Annotated in this window: 16 protein-coding genes; 3 read left to right on the top strand and 13 right to left on the bottom strand. The window is 67.6% G+C overall.

Features of this window, described 5'->3' with window-relative positions:
- Positions 1–2: 2 nt before the first annotated feature.
- A complete protein-coding gene (locus tag ACXJLH_RS18890; protein WP_457445719.1) occupies positions 3–845 on the bottom strand; it encodes a LytR/AlgR family response regulator transcription factor in 843 nt (280 codons plus the stop codon).
- On the bottom strand, positions 842–1951 hold the full coding sequence (locus ACXJLH_RS18895) for a sensor histidine kinase (protein WP_157281364.1): 1110 nt from the start codon (positions 1949–1951) through the stop codon (positions 842–844). Before ACXJLH_RS18895 ends, ACXJLH_RS18890 begins: the two co-directional genes overlap by 4 nt.
- An 87-nt stretch (positions 1952–2038) precedes the next feature.
- On the opposite strand from ACXJLH_RS18895, the gene argH reads away from it, so the two are divergent.
- Together argH and ACXJLH_RS18905 are read left to right on the top strand one after the other, a co-directional pair.
- Positions 2039–3436, top strand: coding sequence for an argininosuccinate lyase (gene argH / locus ACXJLH_RS18900; protein ID WP_457445720.1), 1398 nt, complete (start codon positions 2039–2041; stop codon positions 3434–3436).
- A 43-nt stretch (positions 3437–3479) separates the two neighbouring features.
- Positions 3480–3959, top strand: coding sequence for a hemerythrin domain-containing protein (locus ACXJLH_RS18905; RefSeq protein ID WP_056195262.1), 480 nt, complete (start codon positions 3480–3482; stop codon positions 3957–3959).
- Here ACXJLH_RS18905 and ACXJLH_RS18910 read toward each other — a convergent pair whose 3' ends face one another.
- Both ACXJLH_RS18910 and ACXJLH_RS18915 read right to left on the bottom strand, forming a co-directional pair.
- The gene (locus ACXJLH_RS18910) at positions 3960–5930 is read right to left on the bottom strand and encodes a M3 family metallopeptidase (protein ID WP_457445721.1); all 1971 of its coding nucleotides are present in this window, start codon (positions 5928–5930) and stop codon (positions 3960–3962) included.
- A gap of 65 nt (positions 5931–5995) precedes the next feature.
- On the bottom strand, positions 5996–7888 hold the full coding sequence (locus tag ACXJLH_RS18915; RefSeq protein WP_457445722.1) for a propionate--CoA ligase: 1893 nt from the start codon (positions 7886–7888) through the stop codon (positions 5996–5998).
- Positions 7889–8125: 237 nt separating this feature from the next.
- Here ACXJLH_RS18915 and ACXJLH_RS18920 point away from each other — a divergent pair, with 237 nt between their 5' ends.
- Positions 8126–8845 carry a C40 family peptidase gene (locus ACXJLH_RS18920; protein WP_457445723.1) on the top strand — a complete coding sequence of 240 codons (720 nt, stop codon included), beginning with the start codon at positions 8126–8128 and terminating at the stop codon, positions 8843–8845.
- Here the strand turns inward: ACXJLH_RS18920 and ACXJLH_RS18925 are convergent.
- The 9 genes from ACXJLH_RS18925 to paaA all read right to left on the bottom strand — a co-directional run bounded on the left by ACXJLH_RS18925 (position 8835) and on the right by paaA (position 16853).
- Entirely contained in the window at positions 8835–9131 is a 297-nt protein-coding gene (locus ACXJLH_RS18925) for an MmcQ/YjbR family DNA-binding protein (protein ID WP_457355892.1), read from the bottom strand. The genes ACXJLH_RS18920 and ACXJLH_RS18925 overlap by 11 nt on opposite strands.
- Positions 9132–9157: 26 nt before the next feature.
- Positions 9158–11200 carry a phenylacetic acid degradation bifunctional protein PaaZ gene (gene paaZ / locus ACXJLH_RS18930; protein WP_457445724.1) on the bottom strand — a complete coding sequence of 681 codons (2043 nt, stop codon included), beginning with the start codon at positions 11198–11200 and terminating at the stop codon, positions 9158–9160.
- Complete coding sequence (locus ACXJLH_RS18935; RefSeq protein WP_457355894.1) at positions 11197–12342, bottom strand: ABC transporter substrate-binding protein; 1146 nt, start codon at positions 12340–12342, stop codon at positions 11197–11199. The genes paaZ and ACXJLH_RS18935 overlap by 4 nt, the downstream gene beginning before the upstream one ends.
- Positions 12343–12371: 29 nt before the next feature.
- Positions 12372–12989, bottom strand: coding sequence for a TetR/AcrR family transcriptional regulator (locus tag ACXJLH_RS18940; protein WP_457355895.1), 618 nt, complete (start codon positions 12987–12989; stop codon positions 12372–12374).
- A complete protein-coding gene (paaE, locus tag ACXJLH_RS18945; RefSeq protein ID WP_457445725.1) occupies positions 12989–14050 on the bottom strand; it encodes a 1,2-phenylacetyl-CoA epoxidase subunit PaaE in 1062 nt (353 codons plus the stop codon). Before paaE ends, ACXJLH_RS18940 begins: the two co-directional genes overlap by 1 nt.
- Before the next feature lie 82 nt (positions 14051–14132).
- On the bottom strand, positions 14133–14783 hold the full coding sequence (gene paaD, locus ACXJLH_RS18950) for a 1,2-phenylacetyl-CoA epoxidase subunit PaaD (RefSeq protein WP_457445726.1): 651 nt from the start codon (positions 14781–14783) through the stop codon (positions 14133–14135).
- Positions 14780–15544 carry a 1,2-phenylacetyl-CoA epoxidase subunit PaaC gene (paaC, locus tag ACXJLH_RS18955; RefSeq protein ID WP_457445727.1) on the bottom strand — a complete coding sequence of 255 codons (765 nt, stop codon included), beginning with the start codon at positions 15542–15544 and terminating at the stop codon, positions 14780–14782. Before paaC ends, paaD begins: the two co-directional genes overlap by 4 nt.
- On the bottom strand, positions 15544–15837 hold the full coding sequence (gene paaB / locus ACXJLH_RS18960; protein WP_457445728.1) for a 1,2-phenylacetyl-CoA epoxidase subunit PaaB: 294 nt from the start codon (positions 15835–15837) through the stop codon (positions 15544–15546). The genes paaC and paaB overlap by 1 nt, the downstream gene beginning before the upstream one ends.
- Positions 15838–15848: 11 nt before the next feature.
- Positions 15849–16853 (bottom strand): 1,2-phenylacetyl-CoA epoxidase subunit PaaA, encoded by a 1005-nt coding sequence (gene paaA, locus ACXJLH_RS18965; protein WP_457445729.1) that lies wholly within the window; start codon positions 16851–16853, stop codon positions 15849–15851.
- Between the last annotated feature and the right edge of the window lie 65 nt (positions 16854–16918).

The following is a 16918-nucleotide window of genomic DNA, read 5'->3' on the forward strand; positions in this document are numbered from 1 at the left end:
CCTCAACGCGCCTGCCCCGCCAGTGCCTCGCGCACGGCCGCCACCTGGCGGCGTGACACGGCCAGCCATTCGTCGACATGGACGACGCGCACCGCCCAGCTGTCGGCCACCTCGGCGGAGTCACCGCCATCCAGCTCACCGAAGGATGTCGGCGCGTGGCGCTCCAGTTCGCGCACGGCCCAGCGCGCCACCAGCGCGTTGCGGTGCACGCGCAGGAAGCGCTCGCCGAAGCGCTGCTCCAGGTCGGACAGGGCCCCGTCCATCACATGGCTTTCGCTGGCGGTGCGCAGCGTCAGGTATTTCAGTTCGGCCTTGAAATACAGCACCTCCGCGATCGGCACGCGCAGCAGGCGGCCCCGGTCGGTCAGCGTGACGAAGTCAGCCATATCAGGAGCGCCGGGCGCGCCGGGCGTGTCCAACGGCTGCTGGGCCTGGGCGGCACCCCGCTCGGCCAGGCGCTGCGCGGCGCGGGCCAGGGCGGCCTGCAAGCGCTCGCGGCGCACGGGCTTGGTCAGATAGTCCAGCGCGTCGAGTTCGAAGGCGCGCAGCGCATGCATGGCATGGGCCGTGACGAAAATGATCAGCGGCGCCGGCAGGCCGGGCTGATCCGCCTGACGCTGGGCCAGGCTGTCGGCGAGCTGCAGGCCGTCGGCGCCGGGCATCTGCACGTCCAGCAGCACGATGTCGCAGCCATGTTCGCGCAGCCAGGCCGCGGCCTGGGAACCGGTGGCCGCCTCGGCGACGACCTCGCAGCGCGGTTCCTGGATGGCGTCGACCAGGCCGCGCAGGCGCAGCCGGGCCAGGGGTTCGTCGTCGACGAGGAGGACGCGCAGGGCTGTGGTCATAACGGCACCAGGATACGCAAGGAAAAGCGCTGCTCGGTGGATTCGATCTCGAAGCGCGCCGCGACATCGTGCATCAGCTTCAGCCGCTGGCGCACATTGCGCAGGGCCAGGCCATGGCCGGCCGTTCGCGTCGGCCCGCCGACGGTGTTGACGATGCGGATCTCGACCTCGGCGCCGCGGCGCATCGTGGTGACCTCCAGCTCGCCGCCCTCGTCATTGGGCTCGACGCCATGGCGCACCGCGTTCTCTACCAGCGGCTGCAGCAGCAGCGGCGGTACGCGCACGCTGTTCGCCTCGGGGTCGAGGTGCCAGACGATGCGCAGCCGCTTGCCGAAGCGGATCTGCTCGATGGCGAGGTAGCGGCGCGCCAGCTCGACCTCCTCGGCCAGCGTGACCGAGGCGCTGGCGTCGGCCAGGGCCACGCGGAAAAGCTCGGCGAGGTCCTCCAGCACGCTCTCGGCGCGCGCCGGGTCGATCTGCACGAGAGCGATGGCGCTGTTCAGCGTGTTGAACAGGAAGTGCGGCCGGATGCGCGACTGCAACTCGACGAGCTGAGCCAGGGCGTCGGCCGGGCGCTGGGTGTGCTCGCGCATCTTGAGCCAGGCCAGCAGCAGGGCCGCGCCGCTGGCGCCGCAGACGGCGATGCTGGCGATGCGCCAGGCGCCGGCCGGGTCTTCGCTCGTCAGGCTCAGAAGGCCAAAGCCCATCAGGGCACCGACGGCGCCGAGCAGCATCAGTGCGCCCCACTGCACCGGCTCGGGCAGGCGCGGCCACAGCCGCTTGGCCGCGCAGACGACGAGCAGCCAGGACAGCACGGCGAACATCGTCACGACCGTGCCGTTGGCCGTCAGCGTCAGCCATTGGCCGGCATCGCGCGCGACGACGGCTACCCCCAGGGCCAGCAACAGCTGCACGCCAAGCACGGCGCGCAGCACCAGGCCAACGTGGCAGACATCGAAGGCGCGCGTCGGGTCCAGCAGCGGCGCCTTGTTGAGCTCGGGCAGTTCAGGCAGCTCGGTGGCCGCGAAGCCCAGCCATTGGCTGAGCTGCATGGACTCGTGCCAGACGCTGTGGTGCGCTGGCGCGCGACGCTTGAAGAAGGGCATGTGGGGCTCGGATTTGTTGGCGTTCGATAATCCCGGGCTGCGCCTGCATTTTGCGCGCTGAATTCCGCCGCCCGCCTCATCTCAGTCATGTCAGACAACCAACTCGCGAATAAGTCCCAAGCCTGGTCCGCCCTCTTCTCAGAGCCGATGAGCGATCTGGTCAAGCGCTACACGGCCAGCGTCGGCTTCGACCAGCGCCTGTGGCGGGCCGACATCGCCGGCAGCCTCGCTCATGCCGAGATGCTGGCGGCCCAGGGCATCCTGAGCGCCGAGGATCACGACGCCATCCAGCGCGGCCTGAACGAGATCGCCGCCGAGATCGAGGCCGGCCAGTTCGAGTGGAAGCTGGACCTGGAGGACGTGCACCTCAACATCGAGGCCCGCCTGACCGAGCGCGTCGGCATTGCCGGCAAGCGGCTGCACACCGGCCGCAGCCGCAACGACCAGGTCGCGACCGACGTGCGCCTGTGGCTGCGCGGCGAGATCGACGAGATCAGCGGCCTGCTCAAGGCTCTGCAGACCGTGATGGTGGAAAAGGCCAGCGAGCATGCCGATGTGATCCTGCCCGGCTTCACGCACCTGCAGGTGGCGCAGCCGGTCAGCTTCGGCCACCACCTGCTGGCCTATGTGGAGATGTTTGCCCGCGATGCCGAGCGTATGGGGGACACGCGCAAGCGCGTCAACCGCCTGCCGCTGGGCGCGGCCGCGCTGGCCGGCACCAGCTATCCACTGGACCGCGAGCGCGTCGCGAAGACGCTGGGCATGGAGGGCGTGTGCCAGAACAGCCTGGATGCGGTGAGCGACCGCGACTTCGCGATCGAGTTCTCGTCGGCCGCCACGCTGGTGATGCTGCACATCTCGCGGCTGTCCGAGGAGCTGATCCTGTGGATGAGCCAGAACTTCGGCTTCATCGCCCTGCCCGACGCCTTCTGCACCGGCTCGTCGATCATGCCGCAGAAGAAGAACCCCGACGTGCCCGAACTGGCGCGCGGCAAGACGGGCCGCGTTGTCGGCCACCTCGTCGGCCTCGTCACGCTGATGAAGGGCCAGCCCCTGGCCTACAACAAGGACAACCAGGAAGACAAGGAGCCCTTGTTCGACACGGTGGACACGCTGAAGGACACGCTGCGCATCTTTGCCGACATGCTGGCCGGCCTGACCGTCAAGCCCGAAGCCATGCGCGCCGCGGCGCTGAAGGGCCATGCGACGGCGACGGACCTGGCCGACTACCTCGTCAAGAAGGGCGTGGCTTTCCGTGACGCGCACGAGGTGGTCGCCCATGCGGTGAAGACGGCGACGGCAAAGGGTGTCGACCTGGCCGCACTGACGCTTGAAGAACTGAAGACCTTCGATGCCCGCGTCGAGGCCGATGTGTTCGACGTGCTGTCGCTGGAAGGTTCGCTGAACGCGCGCAATGTGCTCGGTGGCACCGCGCCGGCCCAGGTGCGCGCCCAGGTGGCCCGCCACCGCGCGCGGCTGGTTTGAGCTGGCTCAACACGCCCTTGTCGCGCCTCACTAGCATCCCCGCATGACTACGCTTGCCTGGACCGACAAACTGGTCCTGAACCAGCCTACGCTGGACACGACCCACGAAGAGTTCGTCGGCCTGCTGAACGCCTTCGGCGCTGCGCTGGACGCCGGCATCGACGCCCTGCCCGCCTACCACGCGCTGTTGGCTCACACCGAAGCCCATTTCGCGATGGAGGAGGACTGGATGGCGCGCTGCGGCTTCGAGGCGCAGAACTGCCATGCCAGCCAGCACGCCATGGTGCTGAACGTGATGCGCGAGGCGCTGCGCTATGCCAATGAGCTGAACGACCGCGAACCGCTGAACATCCTGCGCACGGAGCTGGCCGGCTGGTTTCCGCAGCACGCCGAGATGATGGACGCGGCCCTGGTGTTCACGATGGAGCAGCGCGGCTTCGACCCGGTGACGGGCGAATGCCGCGAACTGGCGGCAGAAACCGCCGCGAGCCACAGCTGTGGTTCGGGCGGTAGCTGCGCCTGACTACTTCTTCAGGTACTCGAAGAACGCCTGTGAGTTGCTCTCGCGGCCCAGGAAGTCCTTGACCAGCTCGGGCGCCGGCTTTTGCGCGCCCTGGCCCAGCACCAGGTCACGGTAGCGCTTGCCGACTTCGGGGCTGAGCTTGTCGGCCGCAAACGCCGTGCGCAGGTCCATGGCGACGACCAGGCTCCACAAATAGCCGTAGTACCCGGCGCCATAGCTGCCGGCGATATGGGCAAAGCCGGCCGGGAACATCGTGCCCTGCACATGGCCCAGCGGCGTGGCGCCTTCCATCTTGGCCCACAGCGGCATCGGCTCGGGCTTGGCGCTCTGGTGCAGCGTGATGTCGTAGCTGGCATACAGATGCTGGCGGCCGAACTGGCCACCCTTGCCGTAGTGCTTGGCGGCCTCGACCTGGTCCACCATCACGTCCGGCACGGGCTTGCAGGTCGGGCAGACCTCCTGCATCAGCTTCAGCACCTTCTTGTCATAGACCCAGTCCTCCAGCATCTGCGACGGCGCCTCGACGAAGTCATGCATGACGCTGGTGCCCGCGGTAGCCGCATAGCGCGTGTTGGACAGGTTCACATGCACCGCATGGCCCAGCTCGTGCAGCAGGGTCTCGACCTCGTCCAGCGTCAGGCCGTTGCGGTCGAAGTTGACGACGAGCGCCGCCACCGGCGTGCGGCCAATGCGCGTCGCGCTGCCGCGCAGCGGCCAGACGGCCGCGTGGTTGTACTTGCCGTCGCGCGGGTAGAGGTCGACGTAGAGCTGCGCGATGGGCTTGCCCGAAGCGGCGTCGCTGACGACATAGGTCTGGGCCTCGTCCTGCCAGAGCTTGTTGTCGATGCGCTGGTACTTCACGCCCATCAATTTCTCGATGATGTGCATCGAGAACTCCAGGCTGGCCTGGGGCGGGAAGTAGGGGCGGAAGGCGTTCTGATCGACGCTGAACTTCTGCAGCTTGACGCGCTCGCTGTAGAAGGTGGCGTCCCAGCGCTCGACCTTGGTCTGCTCCAGCGGCGTGCCCAGGTGCTTGGCCTTGTCGGCACGCAGCTCCTGCAGCTCTGTGTTCTCACGGGCGTTGACGGCACCGGTCACGGAGTCGAGGAAGCGCGTCGCCGTCGTGCCATCCTTGGCCATCTGGCGGCGCAGGTTGAAGTCGACATAGTTGTCGAAGCCGAACAGCTTGGCGTACTCGCCGCGCAGCGTGACAATCTGCGTCAGCAGGTCGAGGTTGCCCTGGCCGCCCTCGTTGACCTTGGCCAGCCACATGCGCTGGCGCGCCTCGCCGCTCTCGGCGCTGCGCATGACCGGCACGTAGCTCGGGTAGTCCACGCCCAGCAGGATGCGGCCCTGCTCGTCGCGCTTGGCCTTTTCCCAGACGCTGGCCGGCACACCCTTGAGTTCGGCCTCGGTGAAGGCCACGCGCGTGCCGGCGTCGCGAATCTTCTTGTTGAACTGCTGGTCCAGCTCGGTCAGCTTGTCCAGGATCTGCTTGGCGCGCTCGCGCTTGGCCTTGGGCAGGGCCACGCCGCTGTCCTCGAACTGGCCCGAGGCCAGGCGCACCAGCTCGGCATCGATGGCGTCCTTCTTGGGCGCCTTCTGCAGCGCGCGGTAGACCTTCTCGTTCTGGCCGAAGCTGGAACCGAAGTCGGCCCAGCGCAGCGAGCAGGCCTGGGCGGCGTCGCGCACGGCCTTGGTCGGATGGACGTTGAGGACGAAGTCATTGGGGCCTTGGTTGTCCTCCAGATAGACGGTCAGGTCGTCATAGGCGGCCAGCCAGCCGGCGTCGACCTTGCGCTTCTCCAGCTGCGCAACGCGCTGCCTGGCGCCTTTGAGGCCGGTGTCGCAGCGGGCCTGCACATCGGCGACGCTGCCGAAGGTCGGGAAATTGGGGGCCGGCAGCTTGGGTTGAGCCTGCGCGGCGGCGATCAGCGCCAGGGTGGCGAGCGTGGTCAGGACGGGTTTCATCGCGTCTCCTTGTGGGAAGGGCGCGATTCTCTTTGCCGGAACGGCCTCAGCCGTTCGGCACTCCCCTATTTCTGCAGCAGGGTTTTTACTTGGATCAATGCGCTCGGATCGTCCAGCGTCGTCAGGTCGCCCGGATCACGTCCCTCGGCCACGGCCTGCAGCGCGCGGCGCAGCAGCTTGCCCGATCGCGTCTTGGGCAGCAGCGTCACGAAGTAGACGCGCGCCGGCCGCGCCACCGCACCCAGCTGGGCGTCGACATGCTTCATGACCTCGCCCTCCAGCGCGAGCGAGGCTTGGCCGGGATCGCGCAACACCACGAAGGCGATGGCGACCTGGCCCTTGAGTTGATCAGCCACGCCGACGACGGCGACCTCGGCCACCGCCTTGTGGCCCGAAATGCATTCCTCGATCTCACGCGTACCCAGGCGGTGGCCGGCCACATTGATGACGTCGTCCGTGCGGCCGAGGATGAAGGTGTAGCCGTCGGCATCGCGCAGGCCCCAGTCGAAGGTGGAGTACACCTCGCGGCCCGGCACGCTCTTCCAATAGGTGTTGACGAAGCGCGCGTCGTCGCCCCAGACCGTCTGCAACGTGCCCGGCGGCAGCGGATGCTCGATGACGAGCACGCCCTTCTGGTTGGGCTCGGTGAGCTCGGCGCCGGTGTTCTCGTCGAGCAGCTTCACGTCATAGCCATACATCGCCACGCCGGGCGAGCCCAGGCGCGTCGGCACGGCTTCGACACCGGGGATGTGGTGGGCCACCGTCAGCAGCGGCCAGCCGGTCTCGGTCTGCCAGTAGTTGTCGATGATCGGGACGCCAAGCCCGTCGGCGATCCAGCTTGCCGTGGGCTCGTCCAGCGGTTCACCGGCCAGGAAGAGCGCACGCAGCGACGAGAGGTCGTGGCGCTTGAGCAGCGCGGCGTCATGCTTCTTCAGCACGCGCACCGCCGTCGGCGCGCTGAACATGACGGTCACCTTGTATTTCTCGACCAGGCTCCACAGCACGGCTGCGTCAGGGTTGACCGGCGTGCCCTCGTACATCAGCGTCGCCATGCCGGCGATCAGTGGCCCGTAGACGATATAGCTGTGGCCCACGACCCAGCCGATGTCGCTGGTGGAGAAATAGGTCTCGCCCGGCTTGCCACCGAAGATCCAGTCCATGCTGGTGGCCAGCGCCACCGCATGGCCGCCGACGTCCCGCTGCACGCCCTTGGGCCTGCCTGTCGTGCCGCTGGTGTAGAGGGTATAGCTTGGCGTGTTGGACTCGAGCCAGACGCAGGGCACGCAGGCGTCGGCATGTTGGCGGCGCAACGCGGCGTAGTCCAGGTCGCGACCAGCCACACGCTCAAAGGGCACCAGGCCGCGGTCCACCATCAGCACCGCGGCCGGCTTGTGCGCGGACAACTGAATGGCCTCGTCGAGCAGCGGCTTGTAGGGCAGCGTCTTGCCGGCGCGGCTGCCCGCGTCGGCGCTGATGATGAGTTTCGGCGTCGCGTCCTCGATGCGGCTGGCCAGGCTGACCGATGCGAAGCCCCCGAACACGACCGAATGGATGGCGCCGATGCGCGCGCAGGCCAGCATCGCGAACGCGGCCTCCGGAATCATGGGCATGTAGATCAGCACGCGGTCGCCAGAGCCCACCCCCTGCGCGACCAGCATGGCGGCCATCACCTCGACCTCAGCCTGCAGTTCGGCAAAGCTGTAGACCTTTTCCTGCCCGACTTCGGTCGACACCCAGATCAGCGCACGGTCGTCGGGCCGCGTGGCGGCATGCCGATCCACCGCGTTGTGGCAGAGATTGGTCGTGCCACCGACGAACCAACGTGCGAACGGTGGGTTGCTTGCATCACAGATTTGCTGCGGCGGCGTCTGCCAATCAATGCGCCTGGCTTGCTCGGCCCAGAAGGCGTCGCGCTCGCTCAACGAGCGTCTGTGGAATTCGGCATAGGACTTGGTCATGCGGGGAGTGTGAATCCGGGGCACTGACGGCAATCTGACCTTTCGCAACACCTTGGCGTGATGAATTGCAGGGTTTTTACGGGGTTCGCCGTCGGCAAAGCCGGGGTTTGCCCTGAAAATCGCGCGCTTTACGTCCGCTTCGATTGACGGTGCCAGGGTGCCCCCCTAACCTCCGCGCCGCTGTCCCGCTCCGCTATCGCGACCGCCCACGGTCCGCCCCGGTTTCTCTCTTCCTGAATGCCCTTGTCTGCTGCCCTGCTGAACCGCATCGCTGTTGCCGGCCTCCTGGCCGCCAGCTTTGCTGCGCATGCGCAAGGCGTGGCCCAGGCCGCGACAGTCACGCCGCCACCAGGCACGATGACGGGAGCCTACGGCCAGAGCCTGCAGCAGCAGGCCGCCACGGACAAGGCCAACACCCAGCCGGCAGGCGCCACCAAGCCCGCAACGGCCCAGGATGCCGTCAGCCGCTTCCTCAGCGAACGCGGCCTGCTGGCCAGCGCTGAATCGGGCGGGTCATCTCGCCTGCTGGCCAGCGTGCGCGACACCGCGTCCGACCTGGTGCTGTCGGCCATGAACTTCCTCGGCGTGCGCTACACGCGCGGCGGCAATTCGGTCGAGAACGGCTTTGACTGCAGCGGCTTCACCCGCCACATCTTCGAGATGAGCGTGGGCCTGGTGCTGCCGCGCCGCGCCGACGAACAGGCCAAGGACAGCAGCCTGCTGCCCATCCACCAGAACGAACTCAAGCCTGGCGACCTGGTGTTCTTCAACACGATGAAGCGCACCTTCAGCCATGTGGGCATCTATGTCGGCGAAGGCAAGTTCATCCACGCCCCGCGCACCGGCAGCGCCGTGCGGGTGGAAGACATGCGCGATTCCTACTGGGCCAAGCGCTTCACGGGCGCACGCCGCGCAGACCTGAAGGCGGCAGCCGGCGAAGGCCCGGTCACGCGCTGACTCCGCCGTTCTCGCGCCAGGACTGCGAGAGCAACTCCTTGACGCAGCCCAGCTTGGCTTTCGCGAGCAGCAGCTTCACGCCGCAGCGTCTGGCGCCCCAGAACAGCGGCTCAACGACGCCGGCCTCACGATCGATCCACGCATCGCGCGAATCCTCGTCCTTGATGAAGACGCGCAGCTCCGCGCCGTCGGGCGTCATCGTCGCGAAGATCTTGCCCTTCGCGCCTGGCAGCCGGAAGGACGTCAGTTCGTGATGAGGCGTTTCGACCGCACCGGGCAGGCCCAAGGCGATTGCTCGGGCCTGCGCTGCGTTCATCCCGCGATGCGCTTGGCCACCAGCGTCAGGATCTCGTAGCTCGCGCACAGCTCATCGCGCTGGTTGGTCACGGCCACATCCCAGCCGATGACGCCTTGCGCGGGCTGGTCGTCGCGCGGCGGGCGGTCGATCTTGCGCTTGGCGGTCAGGCGTGCCTGGATGGTGTCGCCGATCGCCACGGGCGTGACGAAGCGCAGATTCTCCAAGCCGTAGTTCGCGAGCACCGGGCCTGGCGCCGGGCTGACGAACAGCCCTGCCGCGGCCGACAGCACGAAGTAGCCGTGGGCAATGCGCTGGCCGAAGGGCGATTCCTTCGCGGCGACCTCGTCGAAGTGCATGTAGAAGTAGTCGCCCGACAGGCCACCGAAGGCGACGATGTCGGCCTCGCCCACCGTGCGGCGGTGGGTCAGCAGGCTCATGCCCACCTCGACGTCCTCGAAGTAGCGACGGAAGGGATGGATGTCGCTTTCAGTGACGGTGCCGCCGCGCTGGTACTCACCGGTGATAGCCGAGATCATCGTCGGCGAGCCCTGCACGGCGCAGCGCTGCAGGTAGTGCTTCACGGCGCGCAGGCCGCCCAGTTCCTCGCCGCCGCCCGCGCGGCCGGGGCCGCCGTGCTTGAGCTTGGGCAGCGGCGAACCATGGCCGGTGTTCTCCAGCGCGGCTTCGCGGTCCAGCACCAGCATGCGGCCATGCCAGGCTGCAAAGGTCGGCACAGCTTGCGCAGCGAGTGCCGGCGTCTTCGTGCAGATGGTGCCGACCAGGCTGCCGCGGCCCAGCGTCGCCAGGTGCAGGGCCTCCTCGAAATCGCCATAGGGCAGCAGCGTCGTCACCGGGCCGAAGGCTTCCAGGTGGTGGGCGTCGCTCGCAGCCGAGTCGCGGGCCAGCAGCAGCGTCGGGGCGAAGAACGCGCCGTCGCTGACACCTTCGCCCTTAGGCGCAAAACCGTCGCGCCCGGACAGCAGCAGCTCGCAGTTCTTGGCCAGTTGGGCCACGCGTTCGGCCACGTCGGCCTGCTGCGCCTTGCTGGCCAGCGCGCCCATGCGCACGCCTTCGACAGCCGGGTCACCCACCACGGTCTTGGACAGGCGCGCCTTCAGTGCAGTGGCCACCGCATCGATGCGGCTGGCGGGCACGATGGTGCGGCGGATGGCCGTGCACTTCTGGCCGGCCTTGGCCGTCATCTCGCGCGCCACCTCCTTGATGAAGAGGTCGAACTCCGGGTCATCCGGCGTCACGTCGGGCGCGAGGATGGCGCAGTTCAGGCTGTCGGCCTCGGCGTTGAAGGGGATGCTCTTCTTCAGCAGGTTCGGGTGGGCCTTCAGCATCAGCGCGGTGTCGGCGCTGCCGGTGAAGGTGACGACGTCGGCCTCGTCCAGGCGCTCGAACAGATCACCCGTGCCGCCAATGATGAGCTGCAGCGCGCCGACCGGCACCAGGCCCGACTCGACGATGAGGCGCACGCAGGCCTCGGCCACATAGCTGGTGGCCGTGGCAGGCTTGATCAGGCAAGGCATGCCGGCCAGGAAGCTCGGCGCAAACTTCTCCAGCATCCCCCACATCGGGAAATTGAAGGCGTTGATGTGCAGGGCCACGCCCCGCTTGGGCACCATCACATGGCTGCCGATGAAGTGGTTGTTGGCGCCCAGCCGCATGGCCGGGCCCTCGTGCAGCACATTGCTGCTCGGCAGGTCCTTGCCGCCGATGGAGGCGTAGGCAAACAAGGTGCCGATGCCGCCCTCGATGTCGATCCAGGAGTCGCTGCGCGTCGCGCCGGTGTGGGCGCTGATGGCGTACAGCTCTTCCTTGCGCTCCATCAGGTAGGCGGCCAGCGCCTTCAGCACGCGGGCGCGGTCCTGGAAATGGGTGCGCAGCAGGCTGGGCAGCGCCGTGCCGCGCGCAAAGGCCATGGCCTCGGCAAAGTCCAGGCCCTCTTCATGCGTATGCGCAACCACGCGGCCGTTGATCGCACTGGCCAGCGGCTTGGCCGCTCGTTCGCCGACCCAGTGGCCGGCGATGTAACTTTGAAGCGTGCTCACTTGATGAGTTTCCAAGCGCCGTTTTCAATCTGCACCATCACGCGGGCGCGCTGGTCCAGGCCCAGGTGGTCACCTGACGACATGTTGTAGACGCCATGCGCGCCGGCCAGGTTCTTCACGTTTTCCAGCGCATCGCGCAGCGCGGCGCGGAAGGCCGGCGTGCCGGGCTGGGCCTTCTTCAGCGCCTCGGGCGCGGCGGCGGCGAGCAGCAGGCCGGCGTCCCAGGCATGACCGCCGAAGGTCGAGACCGAGCCCTTGCCGTGGGCGGCCTCGTACTTGGCAATGTAGTCCTGGGCGCTCTTCTTCACCGGGTGGTCGGCCGGCAGCTGGGCCGCGACGAGCACCGGGCCAGCGGGCAGCAGCGTGCCTTCGACGTCCTTGCCGCCGACGCGCAGGAAGTCGTTGTTGGCGATGCCATGGGTCTGATAGATCTTGCCGGCATAGCCGCGCTCCCTGAGCGCCTTCTGCGGCAGCGCGGCGGGCGTGCCCGAGCCGGCGATCAGGATGGCGTCGGGCTTGGCGGCGACCAGCTTGAGCACCTGGCCGGTGACCGACGTGTCCGTGCGGTTGTAGCGTTCGCTCGCGACGACGTTGAGCTTCTTCGTCGCAGCGATCTTGTTGAACTCGCCCCACCAGCCTTCACCATAGGCGTCGGCAAAGCCGATGAAGCCGGCCGTCTTGATGCCGTTGTCGACCATGTGGGTCACGATGGCCAGCGCCATCATGATGTCGTTCTGCGGCGTCTTGAAGACCCAGCGCTTTTTCGCGTCGACAGGCTCGACGATGCGTGCCGAAGCGGCCATCGAGATCATCGGCGTCTGCGCTTCTGACACCGCATCGATCATCGCCAGCGAGTTGGGCGTGACGGTGGAGCCGATGACGATGTCGACCTTGCTGTCGGTGATGAGCTTGCGCGTGTTGGCGACGGCCGTCGTCGTGTCGGAGGCGTCGTCCAGCACGATGTAGTTGACCTTCTGGCCGCCGATGGTGGTCGGCATCAGGGCGACGGTGTTCTTCTCCGGGATCCCGAGCGAGGCCGCCGGGCCGGTGGCCGACAACGTGACGCCGACGGTGATGTCAGCCTGGGCCGCCAGGCTCAGCGTGGCGGCCAGGGCCAGGGCGAGTTGCTTGTATGGCTTCATGGGGTCGTCTCCTCGGGATGTCATCGGGTTTATGGAATGAGGGCGGCCTGGCGCAGCTGCACTGCACCGAGGCCGCCAAAGAACAGGTCACTGACCAGAGTGGCGAGCGCCTCGTGCGAGAGCTCGCCGTCGGGCCGCAGCCAGGTGAAGGTCCAGTTGATCATGCCAAAAAGCAGCATGGTCAGCGGCTTGTGCAGGTTGGCGTCGCGCAGTTCGGGACGTACCTGGCAGACGGCCGCCGCGAACTCGCTGACGACGCGGCGCTCCACGTCGAGCAGGCGCTCGCGCTCGGCATCGGCCAGGAACTTGATCTCGCTGGTCAGCACGCGGTGCTGGGCCTGGGCGTCGGCATAGGAACGCGTGAAGCGCTCGATGAGGGCGCGCAGCTGCGCGTCGGGCGTCAGCTGCCGGGACTTGACCTCTTCGACCAGGGCCAGCAGCGCATGCACATGGCTGTCGCAGATCTGGGCCAGCAGCTCCTGCTTGTCCTGGAAGTAGTGGTACAGGGTCGGCTTGGCGACGCCGCAGGCCTCGGCGACCTGGTTCATCGACGTGGCGCTGAAGCCCTGCTCGGCAAACAGGCGGGCGGCGGCGGCGAGGATGTCCTCGCGTTGGGCTTCGAAGCCGGGGGCGCGTTTGCGTGCCATCAGCGTTCGTCGAAGGAAATCACGACCCGCTCCGTCAACGGATGGGCCTGGCAGCTCAGGATGAAGCCGGCGGCGACCTCGGCCTTGTCCAGCGCGAAGTTCTTGTCCATGCGCACCTCGCCCTCGATGAGCTTGCAGCGGCAGGTGGAGCAGACGCCGCTCTTGCACGAGAACGGCACATCCATACCTTCGCGTGCGGCGGCGTCGAGCAGGCTGGGGTCGGTTGAGTGGAATTCGATCTCGCGCGACAGGCCGTCGCGGATGACGGTCACGCGGGCCTGGGGCGCATCACCAGGCTTGACCTCGTGGGGCACGGGTTTGCCGGATAGCGTCTCCGGCGTGCCGAAGCGCTCGATGTGGATGCGCTCGGCCGGGATGCCCGAGCCGAGCAGCGCAGCCTCGGCCTGGTCGTTCATCTCGAAGGGGCCGCAGACGAAGACTTCGTCAATGCTCGCCGCCGGCACCGGGCCGGCCAGGAAGGCGCTGAGCTTGCCCGCATCCAGGCGGCCGCCGTACAGCGGCGCGTCGACGGCCTCGCGGCTAAAGACCAGGTGCAGGGACAGCCGCGTCATGAAGCGGTTCTTCAGGTCTTCGAGTTCTTCCTTGAACATCGTCGACGCGGTGCGGCGGTTCGAATAGATCAGCGTCGCGCGGGCCGTCGGTTCGCGCTCCAGCAGCGCCGTCAGGATGGCGATGATGGGCGTGATGCCCGAGCCGCCGGCGATGAAGAGCACATGGCGGCCCTCGGCCTGCGCGGCTGGCATCAAGAAGCGCCCTTGCGGCGGGTAGGACTCGATGACGTCGCCGGCCTTGAGCTGCTCATGCACCCAGCTGGAGAAGGCGCCGCCATCGACGCGGCGGATGCCGACCTGCAGGCGGCGGTCGGAGCAGATGGAGTAGCTGCGGCGCAGCTCCTGGCCACCGACGCTGGCGCGCAGGGTCAAGTACTGGCCGGGTTCGAAGCCGAAACCGTCAGCAGGCGCTTCGAAGCCGACAACCATGGCGTCGTCGGTGTCGCGCTCGACGGAGGTCACACGCAGGGGGTGGAAATGGAGGGCCATGTCAGTGCCCGCCCGGCCGCCCGAAGGGCACTGGCGCCCCCCTGGGGGGCAGTGAACGAAGTGAACGTGGGGGCGTCATGTTCTAGATCGGCTTGAAATATTCGAAAGGTTCGAGGCACTCGATGCAGCGCCACGTCGACTTGCACGCGGTGGAGCCGAAGCGGGAGAGCTGCTGGGTGCTGCTGCTGTCGCAGCGCGGGCAGCGCAGGCGCGGCACGATGCGGATGGCCTGCTCGCCGCTGCACTGCGGCGGCACGATGCCGTACTGCTGCAGCTTCTCGCGGCCCTCGGGCGTGATCCAGTCGGTGCTCCAAGCCGGCGCACGCTGCATCGTCACGGTCACGTCGCCGAACTCGGCCAGCGCCGCACGCACGTCGTCGGCGATCAGCTCGGTGGCAGGGCAGCCGCTGTAGGTTGGCGTCAGCACAACCTCGACGCCCGATACCGTCTCGCGCAGGTCACGCACGATGCCCAGCTCCACCAGGCTGACCGCCGGGATCTCGGGGTCGGGCACGGCGTTGAGCTTGGCGCGGGCGGCGAGGAGCCTGGAAGGCGGCGTACATGGCTCGCGGTGGGTCGGCAAGGGGTCGGTGGCAAGGCGCGACGCGCAGCTCAGGCCGTCAGCCCGGGCAAGCGGCGCAACGCCGCCAACGGCCTCTTGCAGGCTCACCCCGGAGGGCTGCGGATACGCAGCGCGGGCCGTGGACGCCGACTTCCAGGCTCCGTGGTTCACCACACGCCTCCGGGATACATGCGCTGCAGGTGCTGCATCGTCGCCAGCATGTGGCCCATGTGCTCGCTGTGGATGCCGTCAATGCCACGCGGCTGCATCGCGCTTTCGCGCGGCAGCGTGAGCGTGGCTTCGGCCATCAGCGTGGCCCAGCGGGCGCGCCATTCGGGCTCCAGCTCGTTCCAGGCGGGGCCGACGCCGTCGACACCATCGGCGGCGAACAGTTCGTTGAAATACGGCCACAGCACGTTCAGCGCCGCCTGCATGCGGGCCTGCGACTCCGCCGTGCCATCGCCCAGGCGCACGACCCAGTCGCCGGAATGCTGGCGGTGGTAGCGCACTTCCTTGATCGACTTGGCGGCGATGCCGGCCAGCTCGGTGTCGAGGCTGGTTTGCAGGCGGTCGTAGAGCAGCTCCAACCAGATGGCGATGGCCGCGTTGCGCACGACGGTCAGTGCGAAGTCGCGCCCGCCGCCGCCATCGCTCGGGCTGGCCGCCGCATTCGGCAGTTCGACCAGGATGATGTTGCGGTAGTCGCGCTCCTCGCGCAGAAAGGCGAGCTGGTCTTCATCGCGGCCGGCGCCTTCGAGTGCGGCGGCGTGCGTCAGCAATGCGCGGGCCTGGCCCAGCAGGTCCAGCGCGATATTGGGCAGTGCCAGGTCTTCCTCCAGCACCGGCGCGTGGCCAGCCCATTCGGACAAGCGCTGGCTGTGGATGAGGCAGGTGTCCGCGAGGCGCAGGACGTAGGAGGTCTTGGCGTCCATCACATGTGGTTCAGTTCGTCCGGCAGTTCATAGAACGTCGGATGGCGGTAGACCTTGTCCTCGGCCGGGTCGAACAGGCTGCCCTTCTCGGCCGGGTCGCTGGCGACGATCTGCTCGGAGCGCACGACCCAGATGCTGGTGCCTTCCTGGCGGCGCGTGTAGACGTCGCGCGCCATCTGGATGGCCATGGCCGAGTCGGGGGCGTGCAGGCTGCCGCAGTGCTTGTGGTCCAGGCCCGCCTTGTTGCGGACGAACACTTCCCACAGCGGCCATTCGTTCTTCGGATTGCTCATCTTGTTGTTCCTCAGGCGGCTTGCGCCTTGGTGGCTTGCTTGCGCGCATGGACCAGGGCCGCGTCGCGCACCCAGGCGCCGTCGTCCCAGGCCTTGTTGCGGGCGGCCAGGCGCTCGCGGTTGCAGGGGCCTTCGCCGCCCACCACGGCCCAGAACTCGCGCCAGTCGATCTCTCCGAAGTCGTAGGCGTCGCGCTCGGCGTTCCACTTCAGCGCCGGGTCGGGCACCGTCACGCCGAGGATGTCGGCCTGCGGAATCGTCGCGTCGACGAACTTCTGGCGCAGCTGGTCGTTGGTGATGCGCTTGATGCCCCAGCGCATGCTCTGCTCGGAGTTGGGTGAGTCCTTGTCCGCCGGGCCGAACATCATCAGCGACGGCCACCACCAGCGGTTCACGGCATCCTGCACCATGGCCTTTTGGGCCGCGCTGCCGTGGGTCATCATCGTCAGCAGGCTCTCGTAGCCCTGGCGCTGATGGAAGCTCTCCTCGCGGCAGACGCGGATCATGGCCCGCGCATAGGGCGCATACGAACACCTGCACAGCGGCACCTGGTTCATGATGGCGGCACCATCCACCAGCCAGCCAATGACGCCGATGTCGGCCCAGGTCAGCGTCGGGTAGTTGAAGATGGAGCTGTACTTGGCCTTGCCCGACAGCAGCGCCTCGGTCATCTCGTCGCGGCTGGTGCCCAGGGTCTCGGCGGCGGCGTAGAGGTAGAGACCATGGCCGCCCTCGTCCTGCACCTTGGCCAGAAGAATCGCCTTTCGCTTGAGCGTCGGCGCGCGCGTGATCCAGTTGCCCTCGGGCAGCATGCCGACGATCTCGCTGTGCGCGTGCTGGCTGATCTGGCGCACCAACGTCTTGCGGTAGTGCTCGGGCATCCAGTCCTTGGCTTCGATGAATTCGCCAGCGTCGATGCGAGCTTCAAACGCTTCCTCGCGGGCCAGCTCCTCGGCGCTTTTGACGACCTTGGGCTTGGCCTCGCGAGCCATCAGGTCCATTGCTTGCGTGTACATATCAAGCTCCTCGATTCAAAAACACGAACAAAGCCACAGAGGCACTGAGACAGAGAGAAGAGGCT

The organism is Roseateles sp. P5_E4 (assembly GCF_054049255.1).